Genomic DNA, 23,756 nt, shown 5'->3' with positions numbered 1-23,756 from the left:
CCAAGTTGGGCTGACAAGCTATTTGGCTACTCAGAAAGATGGAAATGCCAACTTTGTTGTAAGATCTACCGCATCTAAAATTAAAAATAGAATCTTAGTTTTTCTAAGAAAAAGCAGTGGCCCGACAATGATTGTCGGGTTTTGTTTTTCTGAACATTCATTTTTTGTCCCTTCTCTACAAGACTACCCATCACGGCAAAACCTAGCATCTTAATGTGACTTAGGTATAGAATCAGGCCCACTTATTCTTTCCGATATTCATATATAACTGGTCACTATGAACAAAAGTTTGCTAACGAATGTCCTCGCTATCGCTTTGATGGCTGGAGGTCATCAATTACAAAACGACTATCTTTGGTATGCAGGGCTGTTTGCGTTCTCAGGCGCCATCACCAACTGGCTTGCCATCCATATGCTGTTTGAGAAAGTGCCTGGATTATACGGTTCTGGCGTGATCCCCGCGCGATTTGAAGAGTTTAAACTGGCTATCAAAAACCTGATGATGGAACAGTTTTTTACTGAAGCGAACATTGACCGATTCTTGAATAAAGAAATGGCGGGCGGTGTGAACATCGATCTTCAACCAGTAATTGAGAAAGTAGATTTAAATCCAGCATTTGATTCCCTAGTGGAAGTAATTGAAGGCTCTCAGTTTGGTGGCATGCTAGCGATGTTTGGCGGCTCGGAAGCGCTACAACCCATGCGCCAACCTTTCGTCGAAAAGATGCAAGAATCCATCATTGAGTTGAGCAAGAGCGATAACATCAAAGAAGCACTGAAAGAGCAATTCGAATCTCCTGCAATGATGGATGAGATAAAGCAGAACATTGAAGGTATCATCGATCAACGTTTAAGCGAATTAACACCGGCATTAGTTAAAGAAATGGTGCAAAAGATGATCAAAGAACACCTTGGCTGGCTAGTCGTTTGGGGCGGTGTTTTTGGTGGTTTAATTGGCGTTATCAGTACCTTTATCGGGGCATAATCGCTCACCGATTTATTAAAAAAGGAGCTTCGGCTCCTTTTTTAATCGAGAAAAAGTAATACACCAAGCCACGCTAAATAAGGAGGCTCAACACATGCCTCGCCTAACCAAGGAGCTCGGGATTAACACCAAATCCCGTTTTATGTTCTTCAATGACCACTTCACTACGAGTTTGAATCACGCCCGGAAGCGTGCCTAACTTGCTCGACATAAACTCCTGATACGCTTTCATGCTCTTAACACGAACTTTTATCATGGTATCGAAATCTCCAGAGAGCGAGTAGCACTCTTCAATTTCAGGCATCAATTCCACCGCTTTCGCAAACTTTTCAAAAATAGAAAAACTGGTTTGGTCTAAACGAATATGGATGAATACTTGCACATCCAGCCCCAACTTTTCCGCATTCAACTCTGCATGGTAACCATTGATATACCCTTCTTTTTCTAGCCGCTTTACACGGTCAGAACATGGAGAAGTCGTTAAGTTAATCAGCTTTGCTAGTTCTACAACTGGAATTCTGCCTCTCGAATGAAGCACTCTCAAAATATGTAAATCAATCCGGTCCAATTGATAACTCATTAACCCACTTCCTTGTAACCACTTAGAAAGCATCACATTAATCGTTGCTCAAACAATTGCAAACCATCAAATGCACAGCATGTGAAATTCAGCAGAGAATAACCAGAAAACAACGAAGGAGGGAAAGAGCTATGATTATTGCCGCTCACTTAGTAACCGTGATATGAAGAGAAAAAGCAACCTAGCGGCTCCCGCGGAGTCGCAAATTTGAAAGCGCATGACACGCCTGTACAGATATGTCGTTCGGGCAACACTGCCCTATTTAGCCATTAATCATGGCTATCACTCAGAATTAGAGTGCGGCCGATGTATGCCGTGTAGGATGTGGAACAACCTCTCCAATTGCACGATGATTACAACAACGGCAGTAGTATTGAGGCTCCATCTCGTAATAATGTTCACCTGATACAAATTTCGCCATCAGCTGTGTAAAACTCACCATTTTGCCTGTTAACGAGTCAACAGACTGAGGCTCGCAACGCTTCATAATCACTTTATGTTGCGTTGATTTTCTACAAGCTGCGCAATATATATCCGGCATTTCTCTTCTCTCTACTTTTTCGTCCTACTGACAATTGACATATTTTGTTCAAAATAATTCCACAATTAAAAAGCTCCTTTAATTTTTTGTGCCCTATCTTCAAAAAATTGAACGAAAATATCAAAAAACTGAGACATTGGTCAGACCTCAACTTTTGTACCATCAATATGAGCAAACGTGCTTATGTGTGTAATAATACGACACATTACACATAAGCAATTGTTCGGGCTTATTATTTAGTAAGGCGCATGACAACTACACGCCTGGCTAGATCGAGCTTTCGAGACGCCTTGTTATCTCAATTTACCCCGCAAACCAGTTGCTAGCAGCTATAGCCGTCTCATCAAGGAAGAAATGCATGACGATACAACCGATTCTCACTACCGAAAGACTCGTCCTCCGGCCATTCAATATCGATGACTGCCAACAAGTGGCTTTACTCGCTGGAGATAAGCGAATTGCCGACATGACAGCAAACATCCCTCATCCTTATGAGCGACCGATGGCGCAAGCATGGATAGATAGGCACGATCCGATGTATCAGCAGCATCAAGGCGTGGCGTACGCTATTACCTTGCGAAACACTGGGGAGTTACTTGGTGCAGTGAGTTTACCGCGTATCGAAGAGGGCTACGGTACATTAGGCTACTGGGTTGGCGTGCCACATTGGGGGAAAGGCTATGCATTCGAGGCCTCCAAAGCCTTACTCGAATTTGCTCGAATGCACTTTGAGTTAAACGGAATAACCGTGATGCATTTGGTGGACAATCAGCGTTCTAAATCGGTGATCCAAAAACTAAATATCCCTTACATCGGTGACAAAACATTGCGCATGCAAGGCAAAGAACGAAAGGTTTGTGTCTACCAACTCACGTTTGTCGCTTCTGAATAAAGTCGAGGAATATGTCGGATGATCATCCATGAAACTTCACAAAATCTGCCCAAGAACAACCCTTTCTTGCTAGGAACTGTATTGTTGTCGCTGTTCTATTTTTCCTACCTAGCAGACAAGATCGTCGAGTTTGGACTCGTAGCACTCACAATAATAGGATTGAAACTGCTCTCAACGTACTTCACGCGCCGCGCGTTCAATCCTAAAACGCTAGATATCGATGCAAGCACCAACACCTTGAAGTACCGCCAGGGCTCAACGGTTTACTTCCGTCTACCTCTTGATGACATTGTCAAAGTCCAAATACAGAAAGAGTTCTTCTCTAGCAAAAGTTTGATGCTCTACACAGTCAACGACGCTTACCAAGTGCCGAATTCAGACAATTTCGATTCTCTACAGTTAAAGGATTTAATGAAACAACTTGAAGAGAGAATTGATGATCAATCTCGCTAAAACGAAAAGAGAAGACATTCTAGAATGTTGCCAATTTGGTCTCTAAATAGAAAGACAAAAAAGCCAGCAATAACGCTGGCTTTTCTCTGTATTAGTCTTGTGCGACTTTCACGCGAATTTTGCTTTTTTCTACGTTCGTCAAATTCAGTGCTTCAAGAGCAGAAATGGCTTCTGCTTCGTCCGGCATGATGACAAAACCGAAGCCTTTCGACAAACCCGTGTCTTGATCAAGCACTAGCGAACACAGTTCTACTTTGCCGTACGCTGAGAATAATTTGCGGATATCTTGCTCGGTCATGTGACGAGCCAAGTTTCTTACTAAAAGTTTCATAATGAACCTAGTTGGTTTGATAACGGTTCGATTCTCTCAGTTTCTCTCTGGCAAACCAAGTGAATAATATGACGGCGTTGACTAGATCATTCTAAGTACATCTGTTTAAATGATTTTCCGTTCATTTTTCACCCATAGGAGAGTCGGCATGGAAACGAAACGTCTCAAACTCATCCCTGCTTGTTTAGAACGAGCCGAAGAGGCGCATCAAGCTGTCGTTCGCAGCCAAAAAACTCTCGAAGTCTATCTGCCGTGGGTGCCTCATGTGCTGACATTAGAAGCGATGATAGAAGGGACAGAGAAAGCCATCGCAAACTTTGAAAACTTCGAAGAAGAGCTGCGTTACTACATGATTGAAAAGGAAAGCGATCGCTTACTGGGTGCGGTCGGCCTGATGATTCGAGATCCCGACGTACCGTCCTTTGAGATAGGTTATTGGTTAGATAATGCTGCCGTTGGCAATGGTTATGTTGCCGAGGCTGTGCTCGAAGTTGAGCGCTATGCGTTTGATGACTTGGGCGCAAAGAGAATCGCAATTCATGCTGATAGCACCAACCAAAAGAGCAGGGCTGTAGCCGAGCGCTGTGGTTATGAGTTCGAAGGTGAGCTCAGAAACGAACGTCTGACTACATCGGGAGAGCTGAGTAACACCGTTATTTACGCCAAAATTCGTCGCGACTAACACTCCAATCTAACCGAGCAATGCTAAGCTCTGATCTCAAGCTACCGCCACTAACGTTAATTAAGTTTCAGATAAAACAAAGCCCGCTAAAATAGCGGGCTTTGTGTTCATATACGGGAAGTTACTAGTCTAGTTCAACCAGTTTTTTCTCGAACGACTGGTGTTGGTCTAACACGTCTTGCGCAGCACCGCCCGTTGCTTTACTTACCACAATGATGGCAAGCGTAGAGAAGATGATGCCCGGTACGATTTCGTACACATCAAACCAACCGCCAGTTAGCTGCTTCCAAACTACGATAGTGATACCACCAACAAGAATACCTGCTAACGCGCCGTTACGGTTCATACCGCTCCAGTAAAGGCTAAGTACAACCGCAGGACCAAATGCCGCACCAAAACCAGCCCAAGCGTAAGATACAAGACCAAGTACTGAGCTATCAGGCGTCATCGCTAGGAATAGCGCAACAAGCGAAATAACGATAACACCGATACGACCAATCATTACGATTTCTTCAGAAGACGCTTCTGGCTTGAATACTTGCTTGTAGAAGTCTTCTGCAAGCGCTGAAGATGAAACAAGGAGCTGTGAGTCAGCGGTACTCATTACCGCCGCTAGGATTGCTGCTAACAACATACCCGCAACGACAGGATGGAATACTGCGTTAACCAATAGCATGAAGATCTTCTCACCGTCCTCTAGTTGAGTACCCGGATGACCCGTAACCCAAACCAGACCAACAAGACCAACAAGCATTGCACCAACCATAGATAGTGCCGTCCAAATCACTGCGATACGACGTGCAGTCGTTAGATCTTTGTTTGAACGAGACGCTTTAAAACGCGCTAGGATGTGTGGCTGACCAAAGTAACCAAGGCCCCACGCCGCTAGAGAGATAATGGCAATCGCAGACAATGGTTCGCCTTTCGCGTCATTCCATAGCGTTGCAAGTTCTGGGTTGATGTCATGTAGATCAGAACTTAGCTGACCTAAACCACCGTCCATTACCGCTATAGGAACAATCATTAGCGCAGCCGCCATTAGCAGACCTTGCACTAAGTCAGTCCAAGATACCGCTAGGAAACCACCGAATAGTGTGTAAGAAACGACACACACCGTACCGATGATAACAGCGTAGGTATAATCTAGACCGAATACCGTCTCAAACAGTTTGCCCCCTGCGACCAAACCTGAGCTGGTGTAGAAAAGGAAAAATAGAAGAATGAAAAACGCAGAGATTGTCTGAATCAGTTTCGACTTATCGTTGAAGCGACGTGACAGGAACTCTGGCAACGTTAGCGCGTCAGTTTGGATACTGTAGGTACGGAGGCGTTTTGCACTGATGAGCCAGTTTGCCCATGTACCAAGAAGTAGACCGCCGGCTAACCAGAAGGCCTCGATACCCGCAGCGTACGCATAGCCAGGCAAGCCTAGCAGCAGCCAACCACTCATGTCTGAAGCACCTGCAGATAATGCAGCAGGCCACGGACCTAGGCTACGGCCACCTAGGAAGTAGTCAGATGAATTGGAAGTCCTCTTATACGCGTAAACGCCAATAGCAACCATAATCAGTAAATACGCCACAAAAGTGGACGTGATAGCAAAGCTATTTTCTATCATTAGATAGTCCTCGTTATAATTATTTCCTTCCTTGCCTGCCCTGATATTTTACCGTCTCAGCAATACATCAGAGTATAAAAAACCAATCTGGACCGGCTCTCAGTCCAGTTACTCCAGATTGGCATTACAAGTCAGGTTAGTGAGTTTCGTTCCCCAACTCGAGTAGAGTTGCGTTACCACCCACCGCGGTAATATTTATCGTTCGAGTGCGCTCAGTAATGAAGCGCAACGAGAGATGAGGATCATGAGCCAATTTCGGTGACTCTAAATCCGTTTCAGAAACTAAGCCGACGATTGCACCGTCACGCTTAGCTAGTTGAAGATTGAGCGCATGCTCAACCTGTGAACGCCCAACATAACCCACACTACGTACATCGCTCTCAAGCAACGGGGCAGACGCATCGTACGCAACAACCTGGACTAAGTTAGATGGGAAGTTTGCCAACGCTACAGCTTGCTTAACCAATTGGTTTAGCTCTGCATTGTCACTGCAAACGACCACACTGTTGCCGGCAATTAAGGCACAGGTGATCATCGCAAAAGCACTGTATAACGCATTATCAGCAGGCTCGATGTTGTTTTCACAAATCACCAAAGCCACACCGCGTCCTGCGGCATACAGTTCGTTAGTTTCCCCTGTAGGGCCAACTAACTGGTGAGTTTCTGCAAGAAGAGCTGATGCTTGTTGCAAGTGGTAAGAAACCACTTTGGCAACGGTAGACTGCTGCCCTTCTAGTGCAGATTTAAATGCCAGAACATGCTCGCATTTGTAATCAAAATCAGTCAGATTCCACTGCTCCCACGCAGAGAATGCATCTTTAAAATAGGTGATCTGATGAACCATAATGCGACTCCTTATGCGTTTTCTGCTTGAGCAAGAAGATGTTGAGTAAATCGGAATAGGTAGTGTGGACCACCAGCTTTCGGGCCAGTACCTGACAAGCCTTGACCACCAAACGGCTGTACACCAACCACAGCGCCAACTTGGTCTCGGTTGATGTAGCAGTTACCTACTCGTGCATGTTTCTCAATCCAACGGTACGTGGTTTCGTTACGGCTATGGATACCCATCGTCAAGCCAAAACCCGTTTTGTTGATCTGCGCAACCACGTTCGGTAATTCAGACGCTTTAAAGCGAATAATGTGCAAGATTGGACCAAATTGTTCTTCTTTCAGCACATCGATGCCCGAGATTTCAAACGCACTTGGTGAGACAAAGTCACCATGCTGGCACGATTCATCCAGCTGTAGCTGAGCGACTTTAGTCTGTGTTTTGCTCATTTGCTCAAGGTGAGCGAGGAGTTTTTGTTTTGCATTGCTGTCGATAACCGGACCAACATCTGTTTTGTGTAGGTAAGGTAAACCAACATGCAGTTCATTCATCGCACCCTGAATCAGGTTGATCATACGGTCTGCTACATCTTCTTGTACAAATAGAACACGAAGGGCAGAACAACGCTGACCAGCAGATGCAAACGCCGAACGAATCACATCACGCACCACCTGCTCTGGCAATGCAGTACTGTCCACAATCATTGCGTTTTGGCCACCTGTTTCCGCAATAAACGGAACTGGTTTCGCGCTGCGCTCCGCGAGCGTGACGTTAATGCGTTGCGCCGTTGCCGTTGAGCCAGTGAATGCCACACCAGCAATAGCATCATGAGAAGTCAGTGCATGACCGATCTCAGCGCCGCGACCAGTAAGTAACTGAATCACACCAGCAGGGAAACCCGCATCAAGCATTAATTCAATAGCACGAGCGGCAATTAAGCTTGTTTGCTCAGCAGGTTTTGCAACCACAGTGTTACCTGCAATCAGTGCTGCCGTTACCTGACCAAGGAAGATAGCCAACGGGAAGTTCCAAGGGCTGATACACACAAACACACCAAGACCTTCACGGCTAGAAATGCGTTTCACACCGTCAAAGCCTTCTAGCTCAAATGGCTGTAGGTTTTGCGCTTGTTTCGCGTAATAACGACAGAAATCCACTGCTTCACGAACTTCATCAATACTATCGTGAATCGTCTTGCCCGCTTCTTTGTGACAAATCGCCACCAGCTCAGCCAGATTTTCTTCCATTAAGTCAGCAAGCTTTTCTAAACAAGCCGCTTTTTGCTCAACAGGAACGGTTTTCCAATCAGAGAAAGCAGTTTGCGCCGCATCAATTGCAGCGGAAACATGATCAAGTGTTGCAAATGCCACTTTGCCGACTTCAATTCGGCGATCGTACGGTGCGGTGATGATCTCAGCCGCATTTTCCTTGATCATGCTTTCGGCAAAACGCTCACCATTGATCATCGGGCCTGCAACCCACTGATTGTCCATGAAGCTTTCTACCTGCGCTTCAAATGGCTTCGCCTCACTGTCGATATCAATGTTGACGCCATATGAGTTCTTACGCTCAGGGAAAATATCGGCAGGCAATGGAATTTTGTCGTTGTGTAGCGTGTCAAAACCCGTCAACACATCCACAGGGTGATGGGTCAACTCATAAATCGGACAACGCGCATCAACTAGACGGTGTACAAACGAGCTGTTCGCACCATTTTCAAGCAAACGACGAACCAAGTACGGAAGAAGATCAGCATGGCTACCGACAGGAGCATAAATACGTACTGGCTGACCGTACATTTTCATAACATGGTTATACAGTGAATCACCCATACCATGCAGGCGCTGGAACTCGTATTCTTTGTGCTCCGCCATGACAGCAATTGCCGTCACCGTGTGAGCATTGTGGCTTGCAAATTGTGGGTAGATATTACCGCGAACACCTTCGCTAAGTAGGAAACGAGCACAAGCTAGGTATGCAACGTCCGTCGCTTCTTTGCGAGTGTATACTGGGTAATTTGCATAACCCGCTTGTTGAGACCACTTGATTTCGCTGTCCCAGTACGCGCCTTTAACCAAACGCAGAGGAATAACGTCACCTTGTTCTTTTGCGAGTGCATTTAGCCACACCAAGACTGGTAGCGCACGTTTTGAGTAGGCTTGAATAACCAAACCAAACTTGCCCCAACCCTTCACAAGATCGCTACGGTATACTTTCTCAAATAGCTTCAGGGAAAGCTCAAGGCGATCCGCTTCTTCTGCATCGATTGTGATTGCAACGTCGACTTCAATTGCACGTTTCAATAGCTGCATTAGTGAGTCATACAACTCTGTCATTACACGTTCTTCATTTGCGACTTCGTAGCGCGGGTGTAATGCAGAAAGCTTGATGGAAATCGAAGGCGCAGGGCTGGTGTCGTTACCGTAAGTCTCGCGACCCACCGCTTCGATCGCCATTAGGTAATCTTTGAAGTACTTGTTCGCGTCCGCTGTAGTTAACGCCGCCTCACCCAACATATCAAACGAGTAGGTGAAACCTTTGTCGCGCATTGGACGACCGTTCTTCTGCGCTTCTTCGATCGTACGACCACGAACAAACTGGTGACCCATGATCTTCATTGCCTGATACATGGCTTTACGAATCACAGGCTCAGAGAATTTATTTACCAGACGGTTTACAGCCTGACCTGGGCTCTGGGTGCCTTGCTCACCAAGACCAACCACTTTACCTGTTAGCATGAGGCCCCATGTTGATGCGTTAACAAACACAGAGTCAGAGTTCTTCAGGTGAGATTTCCAGTCTGCGACACTCAACTTATCTTTAATCAAAGAATCTGCTGTCGCGGCATCTGGGATGCGCATTAATGCTTCTGCAAGACACATCAGCAAGATACCTTCTTGAGTATCTAAGCTGTATTCCAACAATAAAGCATCAATCATCTGGATTGACTTCTTATCGGCACGAATGGCTTCGATAAGGTGGGTCGTTTGGGTAGTGATCGCCGATTTTTCATCCTCTGTCGGCGTCGCTAGTGGCAATAGTTGCTCTAGCCATTGAGACTCGTCCACCATATATAATGGCGAGATCAGTGACCACAACTTATCAAGCGGCTGCCCGATAAATTCCGGTGTCAACACGTTCGTAGCTGTAAACATGTGTGTTCCTCAATCTCACTCCTCGAAAACCGCTTCGAGGATTATCAATGGCTGGCAGTGTATTTTGAGGCCGATAAGAATACTTGTCAAAAACTACGACATTTTTGCCAAAAACTCGCTTTTATAACAAAACATCCACATAGTCACATTCAAATAGGTAATATTTTGTGTTGTAAATTTTAATTTTTTCATTGCATTCACAACAAAATATCAAGAATATCAATAAGATTTTTGTGAAGAGCTCGTTCTAAGAGAAAATGTAGGATCAAGTGGCATATCAACCACTGCAAAGAACAGAGAATTTAAAAAAACGAGAGATAGGTCACGTGAATAAAACATAAAAAAACCATGCATAGTGCATGGCTTCATTCTGATTGATGATTATTTGACCTAAAAAAACGCGTTGTTATCCAACTTGTTTTTTATAACGGGAAGGTGATATTCCCTGTAAGCGAGTAAAAGTATGAGTAAAAGTACTCTGGCTTGAGAAGCCAGTAAACTCGGCAATTTGCCCTAAAGAAAGGTGCCCTTGCTCGATTAATTCACGAGCCATGTCGATTCGCTTTCCGAGAACATATTGATGAGGTGTAATCCCCATCTGCTCTTTAAACAAGCAATGGAACTGACTTTCCCCAAGAAACACTCGCCCGGCCAATTGAGCCACACTAATCTTATGACTCAGGTGCTGCTCAATGTAACGATCAATCGCCTCCAAATCAAAGCGCGACTCTTTTCGACTGGTCTCAAATGCCGAGATATGGCGCTGCATTAACGCAATCACAGTGTCGTTACACGCACGACTTAACAGCAGGTCATCCGGATGGTTTCGCATTTCCTGAACCAACATCTGTATCAGCTTCTGAATTTGACTATCTAACTGGAAGTAGACATGGTCTCTCTCCAGGTTATTGATTTTTTGAAGCATTTCGGGATCATCATTTGTCGGTTTGGGCATATTCAGCACCAAAATATCCGATTGATTGATGACGCCACCGAAAGCATGATCAGAGCATGCGGTAACCACACAACCTTGACCAGGGCCGACAAGATTACCTCGCCCGCGCACTTCAAATTCGGCTTGCCCTTTTAAACCAATCACGATCTGCGTATAAGAATGATCGTGGCAATCCATATAAGACGGAAGTGTGATCAGCTCCGCCGGCTTTGGCAGCATAATCTCTTGATATGAAAGGATTTTTTGGTTATCTGAATCACTCATTTTAAACAGTCGTCTTTACACGGTCAGCTTACGTCTTCGCATCATATACCTTCTTTGTTGGGTTGCAACTTTTACCCAACTCAATCGACAAGATCAAATCAGCATGATCAATTTCATTTACATGATCATAGTTCCGGAACGATGATCATGCGAGGTTAATTTACGGTCAGTGAGCAACCAATTTTATTAACAAAAACGGATAGATAGGCAACACCTTACGTATACATAATCAATCAATGTAAAGATCCTTATTACCGAACAATCCGTTATTTTGTAAAACATCGTGCTCCATATTAGATAGGTCGTCCCTGAAACGGATCGAAACCCACGCTTAAACTCAACATAGAGGGATTTCCCCCCTTACTAATATGCTTCTGATTCAATACATTAGTTATCGAGCTTTAAGATGCATACGATCTAAAGCTCTCGGTATCTCATTGATACCTCTAACTTACTTAGCAGACCCTCGCTAGGTAATTTAGAACCTCTTCTACACGTCGACAAGATTATATCTTGTGTTGCCAGCCCGTCTTCAGGCTGGCTTTTTTTTCGCTTCTCAACAATGAAAACAATGGCATAAGCTGATATCATAGCTTTTGTCTCACTGTCCCTCTCATATGCTTAGGTGCTGCTCTTTCACTCACAAGTGATATGAACGTCAACCACATTACAACTGAGTTGTAGGAAGCATGATCAAGGACGATACGAGTTGTAAGCCGAACATTAGGCGGACATCCGTGAGCGCACATATCTGTAATGAAACAGACCATTTTCCCAATTAAACTCTTCGTTCCATTTCGTCGTTGTCTATGACTACCTGACGAAAACATCGAACACCATGAATTTAATTGGATTGAGCGCCAATCAACGAACGTGTTCTAGCAACGTAACTGCCTACTTGACAACATCAATACGAGCCATGTAACACGGACGTCTCTGTATTGGTAAAAGCAGTATGTAGTGAGTCCTTTTGTGAATATTTCAGTCGATACCATAGAACAATCCCTCCTTAAACAGCTACCAGGTTGTTGGGGATGCAAAGATAAAGATTCGGTATTCCTATACGTAAACCAGGAATACGCAGAACTGTTAGGGCACACGTCGCCCGAGGAGTGCTTGGGTAAAACTGATTTTGATATGGCCAGCCCAACCACTGAATGCGCGCAAGAATTTCAACGCCAAGATAAACACGTTCTCGAAACTGGCGAGTCACTAAAAATTCTGGATATCCACCCTTATCCAGATGGCCGCTGGCGAGCACATATATTTACTAAAACACCGTGGCGAGATGACAAAGGCGACATCGTAGGCACCATTTTCTACGGAAGGGAACTCACCGACACCGCCGTGATTGAAGTCGGGTATTGGGTTTGTCGTGCAATCAGTACCAACCCAAATCAACAATCCATCTTTCGTTTTTCTGACTTACAACCAAAACCAGAGAAGCTCACATGCCGCGAGCAAGAAACGCTTTTCCTCTTGCTCTATGGCAAAAAGCCTCAATTTATCTCTCAGGTCATGGGCATATCAACAAAAACCGTTGAAGGTCACGTCGCACGCTTACGTAATAAGTTTGCAGCGAACAGCAAGAACGAACTAATAGATAAAGCAATGGAAGCAGGCTACGGCTCTGTTGTACCCAAAACGCTGCTTAAGCATCAATTATCGGTTGTGTTGAATGGAGAGCGATAATTCGCATCGCTTCCACCTACAAAAACACCGCCCCAATTCGGCGGTGTTTGTTTATTCATGAGGGACCATAAGCCTATGGCGCTAAACGATCAATGTCCCAACTTCCATCATGCTGGGAGAAAAGAAAACGATCGTGAAGGCGATGTTCGCCACCTTGCCAAAATTCGATGCTCTTTGGTTTTACGCGAAAGCCACCCCAAAAGGTTGGTACTGGTATTTCACCCTTAGCAAACTTCTGTTTTAGCTCTAAAAACTTACCTTCCAACACACCTCTGGCAGAAATACGGCTACTTTGTTTGCTCGCGATTGCGGCCAACTGGCTCTCTTTAGGACGAGAAGTAAAGTATTTCATATTCTCTACGGCGGTAAGCTTTTCAGCCACACCAGTAATATGAACTTGGCGCTCTAACGGGTGCCAAGGGAAGTGCAAACTAATATTGCTGTTATGCTCTAGCTGCTGGGCCTTGCGACTGCCTAGGTTGGTGTAAAACACAAAACCATCTTTGTCGACGTTTTTCAATAGAACAATGCGTTGAAACGGCATGCCATTTTCATCAACCGTTGCAACTGTCATCGCAGTCGGGTCCGTTAAACCCGCTTCAACTGCTTGCTCTAGCCACAGATTAAATTGATCAATAGGATCAGCTTTCAAATCTTTACGACGCAGCCCACCTTTGGTGTACTCACGACGAATATCAGCAAGTTCCATCTTTACTCCTTCACTCGTTTTTGTCGATTGTGCTCCCGATACTGAGGAAATACAAGGACATCATTGTGCTTGTTATCGTTGCCGCTCACAGCATCACAGTGCGTCATTTGATACCATGACACAAAAAACCAGTGAGCCGATCGTGAACTTACTCAACCCCAAAGCCCTACGTCATTTTTTACTGCTACTGTGTGCCGTCGGCATTTCAGGGCTTGCGCTTACTCATCATTACGCAACTCAATACCAACATGATCAATGGCAACAAAAGCTAGAGAGACAAGCCGCGCAAGTGTCACAAGAAGTGGACTACGAACTGGCAAAGTTTGAACAGATACCAAACCTATTAAGTCACGACCCAAGACTACTCAAAGCAGTAGAGCGCGGAACGCCCTCTCAAGAGCTCAACCTACTGTTATCAGATTGGTTGAAGCAAAGTTTGGCCGATACGATTTACGTTCATGACCGCACCGGGTTAGTCATAGCCTCAAGTAACTTTCAGCAAGAAGATACGTTTGTTGGCTCTAGCTTTAGCTATCGCCCCTATTTTAAAAATGCGCGACGCGGTGAGCCCGCTCAATATGTTGGATTAGGCGTGCGCTCGAATAAACGTGGGTACTTCTTCTCATCTCCGCTGTGGGTAAATGAGGAAGTCGTTGGCGTGATCACAGTAAAAGTGAACTTGGAGCAATTAGAACAGCGCCTTTCGCAAACCACGACTGACGTACTCATTACAGATAAACACAATGTCGTGTTTATGAGCAATTTACCAGACTGGCGCTATCGTGCACTTTTCCCACTGTCATCGAGTGCAATAAATGAACTTACCGAAACGCGTCAATATGGCGATACCTTACCCGAATATTTTGGTGAGTTAACGGCACACAGTGGTGTCACGGAGTTTGATGACAATCAATTGCTTCTATCACCGAATTACCTCGCATACGCAACACACTTATTGGATAAAGGGTTTCGCGTCGTTGCCTTAATTAACCACAACAGCGTTCTTGCCGCCGTTTTACAGGCCGATATCGTCTTCCTGATCTTATATGCGCTCATTGCTCTAATTGCGTTAGCGTGGTTCCAAACCCTAGTTAACAAAGCGCGCCTTGCTCATCTCAATGTGAACCTAGAAGAAAAAGTAGTGCAACGGACACTAGTTCTGAGTGAAGCCAACCAAAAGCTACAACAGACCATCCGCCAATATGAACAAAGCCAACAAGAGCTTAAACAAACACAACAAGAGCTGACGCAAGCCGCGAAATTGGCACTGTTGGGCGAGCTGTCTGCCAGTATTAATCATGAGATAAATCAGCCACTTTCCGCACTAAGAACCTATACCGAAAACTCGCAGCGTTTGTTGGCAATGGAAAAATACCCAATGGTCGCCGACAATTTGGGAAAAATGCTGACACTTAATGACACCATTTCGGAAGTCATTGCCCGCTTAAAAGTCTTTACTCGGAAAACCACGCACGATTCACACAATGAAATCTCAGTACTGCACGACGCGGTACATACTGCCACCAGCATTTTGAGCAACAAGCTTATTAAGCAAGGAGTAACACTAAAAGTTCCGGCCATCGACTATGATGTGAAGCTGGCCATTCACAGCGTTGAATTAGAACAAGTGCTGATAAACCTCTTCCACAACGCGGCACAAGCGATGGAAAACCACTGTATCGATCCGCAAATATCCATTGCTGTTCAGTGTCATGATGACAGTTGCGACATTCTTGTTTCCGATAACGGGCCTGGCATGTCGGACGAAGCCCTAGCAAAAATCTTTGATCCATTTTTTACGACTAAGCCAGAGGGCTTAGGATTAGGTTTGACCATCTCCAAACGCATTTTAGAGAGCTATCACGGCTCCCTCTGTGCCTATAAACATCAGAGCACAGAACAACAAGCAGGAGGGATGACCTTTATCGTGACGCTACCAATAGTCAATCAGAATAAACGTACCCCAGAAGTGGAAAACGACCATGAATAACCCAGTTTTCTTTGTTGATGACGAACCACACATTCGTGATGCCGTGTCTCAAGCCCTGCTGATTGAAGGGATAGACGTCACCTGCTTACCAAACGCAGTAGAAGCCTTACGCGTAATCGACTCAAATATGCCTGCGATTATCATTACCGATATCCATATGCCCGTGATGGATGGCTTGGAGTTTATGCGAACTTTGCGAAGCAAAAACGATCACTTTCAATTCATCGTACTTACTGGACATGGAGATGTGAAAACCGCGGTAGATGCGATGAAAAGCGGCGCGTACGACTTTCTAGAAAAACCGTTTTCAACGGAACAGCTCATGAAATCGCTCAACAATGCCAGCGATAAACTGAACTTGTTGCAAGAAAACATCTGGCTTAAGAAAGAGCTCGACATGCAAACTCATGTTGGTCCGAAAATGATTGGTCACAGTAAGGCCATGGTGAGCATTCGTCGCGCCTTGATCAGTGCGCCCACAAGCCAGCCGCTCATTTTTGTAGGTCAAGATGGTACGGGTCGGCGACTCGCTGCACAATTTGCCCACGACATACATGCAACACCGGACAGTGAGCTAATCGCCGCTTCTGGTGAAGACCTCTATGAGCTTTCATTAGAAGCGCTCGACAAAGCCATACACCGCTTAAGTGAAGGAAAACGCCACTGCAGTTTGTACTTACATAGCGCAGAGCATGTATCATTTGAGCAATGGGAATACTTATTCAAGCACCCAAAACTTGAGCGTGTTTTTGGCGCGACCACCCAAGCCGAGCCACCTCTAAAATCCCTGGCGACTCTAATTCACTTACCGACGCTCGATGAAAGAAAGGAAGATATAGGGCCTTTATACAAGCACTTTGTGCGCCACACAGCGAGCCGATATCAGTTACAGCCGCCACATATCAGCCTAGAAGAGGTCAAACACCTCACCAGTCTCGAATGGCCAGAAAACGTTAAGCAGCTACGCCAATTTGCTGAACTTCGTGCCCTCAAGCCAGATACTTTTAGAATGGAAGATTGGAACAGTGAGAAAAGTCTTGAAATTCAGAGTATGACTCAGCGCACAGAATACTTTGAATATTGCTTGTTATTCGATGCATTGCAAAGACATCGCGGCAGACTCAAAGAGGTTCAACTAGAATTACAGGTATCACGCAAAACCTTGTACGACAAACTAAAAAAACATCAGTTGGATAAAGCCAAGTTCAAGGCGTAATAGCTATACTCCGGCGCTAATTATGCTTTTGTTTGATTTAGAAAGTGTAAGAAAGCTCATTTGAAGAGAGAATAACCCTCTTCTCATATTTTATTAGCCGAGCATGCTGACACGATCGGTTAATAATAATAAGATCAAAAAGATAATCCGTAATTATATAAGCAGGGACTGTGATGAGCCGAGATAACTACAACAAACTCAACGATGAAGAGTTGGATTTTGTTGATGACAAAACTGCAGCATTGCTCCTCAATACCCCCAACAGCGCGCGTTTTATGCTCTGGGTTATGGTGCTATTTTTCATTGCAGCAATAGGTTGGGCATCTTGGGCTGAAATCGACAAAGTCACGGTTGGTCAAGGCAAAGTGATTCCCTCCTCACAGATACAAGTAGTCCAAAACTTAGAAGGTGGCTTAGTCAAAGAAATCTTGGTCAAAGAAGGTCAGTTGGTTGAAAAAGGCCAACAGTTACTGCTTATCGACGACACCCGCTTTCGCTCGGATTTTCGTGAACGTGAGCAACAAGTTGCCAACCTTACCGCATCTGTGCTGCAACTATCCGCTTCTATTAACAGTGTTGCCGTTAATCGTGATTTTGAAACGGAAAACTGGCGTCAAAGTGTACTACTTGATTACGGTAAACTGACCTTCCCACCAACCTTGGAAGAGACTCGACCTCAACTCACACAGCGTCAAAAAGCAGAATATCGCGAAGATCTAGATAATTTACGCAACCAACTTTCTGTTATTGACCAACAAGTGCAGCAAAAGCAGCAGGACTTGGTAGAGATCCAAGCACGAGTAAGGAACTTGCGTCAAAGCTACCAATACGCGAAAAAAGAACTCGATATCACCAAACCTTTGGCAGACGAGGGCGTTGTTCCTCGTATTGAACTGCTCAAATTACAGCGCCAAGTCAACGATACCCGTCGTGAAATGACGTCCAGTGAGCTCAAGATTCCCGTATTGCAATCAGCGATTCGAGAATCCATGCTCAACCGTATTGATGTTGCACTCAAATTCCGCTCTGAACAGCAAGAGAAACTCAACAGCGCCCAAGACCAGTTATCTGCCTTGGTTGAATCAGCGGTGGGCTTGGAAGATAGAGTAAACCGAACGGTTGTGAATTCGCCAGTAACAGGCAAAATCAAAACACTGAACATCAATACTGTCGGTGGTGTTATCCAACCTGGTATGGATATCGTCGAGATCGTACCAACAGAAGACACACTATTGGTAGAGGCGAAAATTGCGCCAAAAGACATCGCATTTTTACGCCCAGATCTTCATGCTATCGTGAAATTTACAGCTTACGACTTCACAAAGTACGGCGGTTTAGAGGGAGAGTTGGAACATATCAGCGCGGATACCACTCAAGATGAAGAAGGCAACAGCTTCTACATTGTTCGTGTACGCACCGAAAAAACAAACTTTGGTCAAGATGCAGATTTACCAATCATTCCAGGAATGACAGCATCGGTCGATATCATCACAGGGAAGCGAACCGTTTTGGAATATCTACTTAAACCGATTTTAAGTGCCAAAACGAACGCCTTGAAGGAGTAAACCACATTAAGATACTCGCGATAGGGAGTATTGAGCGATAAGTAATTAAATAAAAAGCACTTATTTCTCACTGACGAACTCTCTAGAAGAGTATACTTGTGATACGAGTCGAATATGCGATCCAATTTGCAGCGTAAAGTTACATTATTAATCAGCTTAAGTTGTTTGTCGTTCCAACTTGGTGCGCTGAACAGTAAAGAACAACGATGGGTCAATACGGTCACAGCGGTGTACGGCGAACGTGCGGGATTGCGCGTAAATACATGGCGAAAGAACCTCGACTTATTTAAACAATTAGAGACTCATGAACAGCTCGCTGGCGTTAACGACTTTTTTAATCAGCTGTATTTCGTTGACGACATAAAACTGTGGGGAAAGACAGATTATTGGGCTACGCCACTCGAATTTTTAGGGAGTAACGCAGGAGACTGTGAAGATTTCACTATTGCTAAGTACTTCTCTTTACTCGAGCTAGGAATACCAGATTCAAAGATGCGGTTAATATACGTAAAAGCCATCGAACTGAATCAGTTTCACATGGTATTAGCTTACTACCCTACCCCAAGTTCTGAGCCGCTCATTCTCGATAATATCAATCCTGACATTGTCCGAGCCTCTAAGCGTAGCGACTTGCTACCGATATACAGTTTTAATGGTACAAACCTGTGGTTGATGAAGTCATCTGCTAGCACTGGAGAGCTGGCAGGGAAAGCATCACGGTTGAGCCTTTGGAATGACTTACGCTCGCGCGAACGTAAGTTGCAGTTAAATAAACCTAAAATTAACTATGACGAGTGAGAAACATGACCCTATATAAGAAGCTTGTGGTGGGGATGGTTACGGTCTTTATACTCTTGTTGGCATCAGTATTCGTAATCCAATTCAACACGACTCGAGACAGCTTGGAGCAACAGCAACGTTCAGAGGTCAACAACACTATTAACACCGTAGGTTTGGCACTGGCTCCTTACCTAAAGGACAAAGATAAAGTAGCGGTTGAGTCCGTGATTAATGCTCTGTTTGACGGCAGCACCTACTCCGTTGTTCGTCTTACAGCATTAGATTCTGACTACCAGATCGTGCGTACCTACCCAGTTAAACCAAGTACGGTGCCACAATGGTTTATCGACATGAATCTATTTAAAGCGATTCACGATAAGCGTGTTGTGACCAGTGGTTGGATGCAGCTCGCCGAAGTAGAAATCATTAGCCACCCAGGCGCAGCTTACGAGCAGCTCTGGCAAGGTTTTATTGGCTTGCTGTCTGTATTCAGTGTCATTTTTCTGGCTGGTTTAGTGGCAATTTCATACATCCTACGTCGCTCGCTAAAGCCGTTAACGGCCATCGTGAATAAAATGCATGAAATCGCGAATAACCAATTTGGTGAACCGCTTGCTCGTCCAAGAACCAAAGATCTTATCGCGGTGGTAGATGGCATTAATATGATGTCTGCTCAAATCGAGCTATCATTCAAAGAGCAAGCCAAAGAGGCTCAACGTCTGCGTGCTCAGGCTTACCTCGATCCTATATCTAAATTGGGTAACCGCTCATTCTACATCAACCAAATCGACCAATGGCTTGCAGAGCAAACGCAAGGGGGTATCGCGCTACTCCATGCTGAATACATTGGCGACATTTACGAGACCAAAGATTACCAACGCGCAGATGCCCACGTTAAAGAACTGTCTCAACGTTTGAAAAACACCATTGATGTACCGGGTGCCACTATTGCTCGCTTGTCTAGTGATGAGTTCGGCTTGCTTTTCCCTCATATGGATGAGAGCGAGTTACGCATTTTATCGGACAGCATCGTCAATTGTGTGAACGGCCTAAATACTGACCCAACAGGCTTAGCAAAACCTAAAGCGTCACTAGGGGTTGCACACAGCAAAGATCAGAAAACGCGCTCTGAAATCCTCTCGATGGTGGACAACGCACTATCGAAAGCCAAAGCGCAACCAGACAAGCCATACGGCTTCATTGGCAGTGATACACCTTCTAGTTTGATGGGTAAACAGCAATGGAAAGCGTTGGTTGAAGAAGCCATTCATAGTGATTGGGTTAAATTCCGTTTCCAAGCTGCGAAAAACACATGGGGTAAAGTATTCCACAACGAAGTATTTTCAAGCATCGAAAAAGATGGTGAAACGTATCGTGCGAATCAATACCTATTCGCACTAGAACAGTTAGACGCCACCAACATCTTTGACCAGTATGTCATTGAATCAATGATTAAGATGCTAGAAAGTGGTGAACTTAATGACCCAGTCGCGATTAACATCGCGCAAAGCAGCTTGTCTCAACCATCGTTTATTCGCTGGACAACTAGCATGCTGGAAAAACATGCCAAAGTGGCCTCTAAGCTACACTTTGAAATTCCAGAGGAATGCTTTATCGATCAGCCTCACCACACAGCACTGTTATGTAATGCCATTCGCCAATCAGGTGCTGAGTTCGGCGTAGATAACTACGGACGTAACTTCCAATCTTTGGAATACATCCAAGAGTTCCGTCCGAACTATGTGAAGCTCGATTACCTATTCACACACAACTTGCACGACGAAAAACAGAAATTCACGCTAACGTCGATCTCTCGTACTGCCCACAACCTTGGTATTACGACTATCGCATCGCGTATCGAAACTCAAATCCAGTTGGATTTCCTCACTGAACATTTTGTTGAGGTATTCCAAGGATTCATCGTCGACAAGGAATAAAAAGGTTTATCAACGATGAAAGACCCTTTACTGAATTCGCTCATCTACGTTAGCCGTTACTATGGGTTAGCTAACTCGCCAGAAGCGCTAGTCAACGGACTACCGCTATCTGACGGTAAACTGACCCCATTTTTGCTACCAAGAGCAGCGGAAAGGGCCGGATTGGTTGCCAAGGAAAACCGCGCAGAGCTGGAGAGCATCTCCAGCCTAATTCTGCCGGCAATCTTAGTTCTTAAAGGCGGTGACTCTTGCGTTCTCAACAGCATCAATATGGAGAAACGCGAGGCCGAAGTCACCACCCTAGAAAGTGGAATGGTGCCGATCTCTATTCCATTAGAAGACCTACTTGAGCAATACACTGGTCGGTACTTTTTAGTTAAAAAGCAATTCCGTTTCGATGAGCGCTCTCCCGAAGTGCTCAAAACCAACGAAGGCCACTGGTTCTGGTCAACCTTGTGGCAGTCAAAACGCATCTACCGCGATGTTTTAATCGCATCACTTCTCATCAACCTCTTTGCGGTTGCCGCTCCGCTATTCACTCGCTTGGTGTACGACAAAGTGGTTCCGAATCTTGCGTTTGAAACCCTATGGGTACTAGCAAGTGGCATCTTTGTCGTGTTCCTGTTCGACTTCATTCTCAAGTCGCTGAGAAATTACTTCATTGATGTGGCGGGCAAGAAGTCTGACATTCTGATTTCATCCAAACTGTTCAGCAAAGTGATGGGGATTAGAATGGAATCGAAGCCGCCTTCGGTCGGTGCCTTCGCTCGCCATTTACAAGAATTCGAATCTATTCGAGAGTTTTTTACTTCAGCGACCGTCAGTGCTCTCATTGATTTGCCTTTTGCCATTTTATTCTTAGTGATTATATGGCTAATGGCTGGCGATCTTGTGTATGTTCCAATGGTGGGCGTGGTCATTTTGATTATTCATTCGCTACTGATACAAGGGCCGCTGCGCCGCTCCATTGAGGAGGGTTCACGCCTAGCATCGCAAAAATATGCCAATTTGATAGAGAGCCTGGCTGGGTTAGAAACCGTAAAAATGCTCAGTGCGCAAAGCCAATTCCAATACCGCTGGGAAGAGGCAGTTGCACACATGGCGAACTGGAATATAAAAAGCCGCCGAATTACGGATAGCATTCAAAACGCAGCAGGTTTTGTGCAGCAAAGTAGTAACGTAGGGATGATCATCCTAGGCGTTTACTTGATTGCAGAGGGCGACTTAACCATGGGTGGTTTGATTGCCGCAACCATGCTTAGCGGCCGCGCGATTGGTCCTTTGGTTCAGTTATCCTTACTCTCTACGCGCTACAACCAAGCGAAGTCTTCTATGACAATTATCAATCAAGTCATGGAAATGCCGGATGAACAAGAAGAAGGTAAACGTTACATTCACCGTCCAATAGTACAAGGCAAAATTGAACTTGAACGCGTGACCTTCCACTACCCAGATTCACCGGTGGCGTCGATTCGAGATTTGAGCTTGACCATTAACCCAGGCGAAAAAGTAGCGATCATAGGCCGTATCGGTTCGGGTAAAACCACGTTAGAGCGTCTCATCATGGGCTTGTATCAGCCGACGGAAGGTCATGTTCGCATTGATGATACCGACATCGCACAGCTGCATCATGTCGACATTCGCCGTAATATTGGTTGTGTGCCGCAAGATTCGAATCTGTTCTTTGGTTCTATCCGCGACAACATTACGCTAGGTCGCCCATTAACCGATGACCGTGACGTACTAGACGCAGCGAATCGTGCCGGTGTTACTGCGTTTACGCAATCTGACCCAGCGGGCTTAGAACGCCAAGTTGGTGAAGGTGGTGCAATGCTTTCGGGGGGTCAACGTCAAGCAGTCACGATCGCTCGTGCATTTTTGGGTCGTCCTCCTGTTCTACTCATGGATGAACCAACCAGTGCGATGGATAATCGCTCAGAGATGCACATTAAACATCAATTAGCACAGTTGAAACCTAGTGAAACGCTGATTCTGATTACGCACAAAACGTCTATGCTCGACATCGTTGATCGCGTAATTGTGATGGAGAAAGGCAGCATCATCGCAGATGGCCCTAAAGCGCAAGTGCTGAACGATTTGAAACAAGGCAAAGTGCGTGCGGTTAGCTAGCCTGAATTCACATTGATAAAAGCAAAGGCCCCGTTTAACTTGTGTTTAACGGGGCTTATTTTATTGGGAGCCCGAGATAATTAAGTTCTTCAAGCGCGACCCAAACGAGTACAAGGCCAACAATCACGAATAAAATCATAATCGCCTTTTCATCTTCTTCCATTTTTCAACGCCCTAAAAGCTATTTCAATTAATACACCTTAGGTTATCAGGACAAAAGTCATATTCAGCTCGTTTATAAGGAACTAGCGTCATAGAATGTCGGATATGGGATACAGCTCAAAGATTGCTCTCTTCAAAATCACGTCAGCTTTGGTTGAATATAAGTAATGAAGCCAAAGAGTTCGCAATGCTCACTAAGTCTTTGATTAACCAATATAGTACTCTGTGGTACCTCAACACAGAGACAAATGGTGTAAAGAAAAATTGTGATTACTTACAGCAAAAAA

Annotated in this window: 19 protein-coding genes; 11 read left to right on the top strand and 8 right to left on the bottom strand. The window is 45.0% G+C overall.

What is annotated here, in order from left to right; all coding sequences use genetic code 11:
- The first annotated feature begins 277 nt into the window (after window positions 1–277).
- Entirely contained in the window at window positions 278–985 is a 708-nt protein-coding gene (locus tag R7F64_RS00705; protein ID WP_005374596.1) for a DUF445 domain-containing protein, read from the top strand.
- Window positions 986–1,088: 103 nt separating this feature from the next.
- Here R7F64_RS00705 and R7F64_RS00700 read toward each other — a convergent pair whose 3' ends face one another.
- The gene (locus R7F64_RS00700) at window positions 1,089–1,565 is read right to left on the bottom strand and encodes an Lrp/AsnC family transcriptional regulator (protein WP_005374595.1); all 477 of its coding nucleotides are present in this window, start codon (window positions 1,563–1,565) and stop codon (window positions 1,089–1,091) included.
- Window positions 1,566–1,857: 292 nt separating this feature from the next.
- A complete protein-coding gene (locus tag R7F64_RS00695; protein ID WP_005374593.1) occupies window positions 1,858–2,106 on the bottom strand; it encodes a hypothetical protein in 249 nt (82 codons plus the stop codon).
- Between the two features lie 358 nt (window positions 2,107–2,464).
- Between R7F64_RS00695 and R7F64_RS00690 the strand changes: the two genes are divergently transcribed.
- Together R7F64_RS00690 and R7F64_RS00685 are read left to right on the top strand one after the other, a co-directional pair.
- The gene (locus R7F64_RS00690; protein ID WP_085569453.1) at window positions 2,465–2,998 is read left to right on the top strand and encodes a GNAT family N-acetyltransferase; all 534 of its coding nucleotides are present in this window, start codon (window positions 2,465–2,467) and stop codon (window positions 2,996–2,998) included.
- Window positions 2,999–3,016: 18 nt separating this feature from the next.
- Window positions 3,017–3,451, top strand: coding sequence for a hypothetical protein (locus R7F64_RS00685; protein WP_017820067.1), 435 nt, complete (start codon window positions 3,017–3,019; stop codon window positions 3,449–3,451).
- Window positions 3,452–3,542: 91 nt separating this feature from the next.
- On the opposite strand, the gene R7F64_RS00680 is transcribed toward R7F64_RS00685, so the two are convergent.
- On the bottom strand, window positions 3,543–3,782 hold the full coding sequence (locus R7F64_RS00680) for an RNA recognition motif domain-containing protein (RefSeq protein ID WP_005374587.1): 240 nt from the start codon (window positions 3,780–3,782) through the stop codon (window positions 3,543–3,545).
- A gap of 148 nt (window positions 3,783–3,930) precedes the next feature.
- On the opposite strand from R7F64_RS00680, the gene R7F64_RS00675 reads away from it, so the two are divergent.
- Window positions 3,931–4,464, top strand: a complete 534-nt coding sequence (locus R7F64_RS00675; RefSeq protein WP_042522265.1) for a GNAT family N-acetyltransferase — start codon at window positions 3,931–3,933, stop codon at window positions 4,462–4,464.
- Window positions 4,465–4,588: 124 nt separating this feature from the next.
- Here R7F64_RS00675 and putP read toward each other — a convergent pair whose 3' ends face one another.
- From putP to R7F64_RS00655, 4 genes are all read right to left on the bottom strand, one after another.
- The gene (putP, locus tag R7F64_RS00670) at window positions 4,589–6,082 is read right to left on the bottom strand and encodes a sodium/proline symporter PutP (protein WP_005374582.1); all 1,494 of its coding nucleotides are present in this window, start codon (window positions 6,080–6,082) and stop codon (window positions 4,589–4,591) included.
- Between the two features lie 136 nt (window positions 6,083–6,218).
- Window positions 6,219–6,926, bottom strand: a complete 708-nt coding sequence (locus tag R7F64_RS00665) for a 1-pyrroline-5-carboxylate dehydrogenase (protein ID WP_005383557.1) — start codon at window positions 6,924–6,926, stop codon at window positions 6,219–6,221.
- Window positions 6,927–6,937: 11 nt separating this feature from the next.
- Complete coding sequence (putA, locus tag R7F64_RS00660; RefSeq protein WP_158155584.1) at window positions 6,938–10,069, bottom strand: bifunctional proline dehydrogenase/L-glutamate gamma-semialdehyde dehydrogenase PutA; 3,132 nt, start codon at window positions 10,067–10,069, stop codon at window positions 6,938–6,940.
- Window positions 10,070–10,475: 406 nt separating this feature from the next.
- A complete protein-coding gene (locus tag R7F64_RS00655; protein WP_025768702.1) occupies window positions 10,476–11,288 on the bottom strand; it encodes an AraC family transcriptional regulator in 813 nt (270 codons plus the stop codon).
- 972 nt (window positions 11,289–12,260) lie between these two features.
- Between R7F64_RS00655 and R7F64_RS00650 the strand changes: the two genes are divergently transcribed.
- Complete coding sequence (locus R7F64_RS00650; protein ID WP_017820063.1) at window positions 12,261–12,980, top strand: PAS domain-containing protein; 720 nt, start codon at window positions 12,261–12,263, stop codon at window positions 12,978–12,980.
- 73 nt (window positions 12,981–13,053) lie between these two features.
- Here the strand turns inward: R7F64_RS00650 and pdxH are convergent, their stop codons facing one another.
- A complete protein-coding gene (gene pdxH / locus R7F64_RS00645; RefSeq protein ID WP_005374570.1) occupies window positions 13,054–13,689 on the bottom strand; it encodes a pyridoxamine 5'-phosphate oxidase in 636 nt (211 codons plus the stop codon).
- Between the two features lie 115 nt (window positions 13,690–13,804).
- Here pdxH and R7F64_RS00640 point away from each other — a divergent pair, with 115 nt between their 5' ends.
- From R7F64_RS00640 to R7F64_RS00615, 6 genes are all read left to right on the top strand, one after another.
- Complete coding sequence (locus R7F64_RS00640) at window positions 13,805–15,679, top strand: sensor histidine kinase (protein ID WP_318071366.1); 1,875 nt, start codon at window positions 13,805–13,807, stop codon at window positions 15,677–15,679.
- Window positions 15,672–16,895, top strand: coding sequence for a sigma-54-dependent transcriptional regulator (locus R7F64_RS00635; protein ID WP_053308003.1), 1,224 nt, complete (start codon window positions 15,672–15,674; stop codon window positions 16,893–16,895). Before R7F64_RS00640 ends, R7F64_RS00635 begins: the two co-directional genes overlap by 8 nt.
- A gap of 173 nt (window positions 16,896–17,068) precedes the next feature.
- On the top strand, window positions 17,069–18,460 hold the full coding sequence (locus R7F64_RS00630) for an HlyD family type I secretion periplasmic adaptor subunit (protein ID WP_005374562.1): 1,392 nt from the start codon (window positions 17,069–17,071) through the stop codon (window positions 18,458–18,460).
- A 114-nt stretch (window positions 18,461–18,574) separates the two neighbouring features.
- Window positions 18,575–19,258 carry a transglutaminase-like cysteine peptidase gene (locus tag R7F64_RS00625; RefSeq protein ID WP_005374561.1) on the top strand — a complete coding sequence of 228 codons (684 nt, stop codon included), beginning with the start codon at window positions 18,575–18,577 and terminating at the stop codon, window positions 19,256–19,258.
- Window positions 19,259–19,263: 5 nt separating this feature from the next.
- Window positions 19,264–21,177, top strand: a complete 1,914-nt coding sequence (locus tag R7F64_RS00620) for an EAL domain-containing protein (protein WP_005383568.1) — start codon at window positions 19,264–19,266, stop codon at window positions 21,175–21,177.
- A 15-nt stretch (window positions 21,178–21,192) separates the two neighbouring features.
- Complete coding sequence (locus R7F64_RS00615) at window positions 21,193–23,307, top strand: type I secretion system permease/ATPase (protein WP_005374556.1); 2,115 nt, start codon at window positions 21,193–21,195, stop codon at window positions 23,305–23,307.
- The last annotated feature ends 449 nt before the right edge of the window (window positions 23,308–23,756 follow it).

It is taken from the genome of Vibrio sp. Vb1980 (assembly GCF_033338615.1).
Taxonomy (GTDB): Bacteria; Pseudomonadota; Gammaproteobacteria; order Enterobacterales; family Vibrionaceae; genus Vibrio; species Vibrio alginolyticus.
The sequence above is the reverse complement of the archived record's forward strand: the minus strand, read 5'-3'. Positions and strand labels throughout refer to the sequence as shown.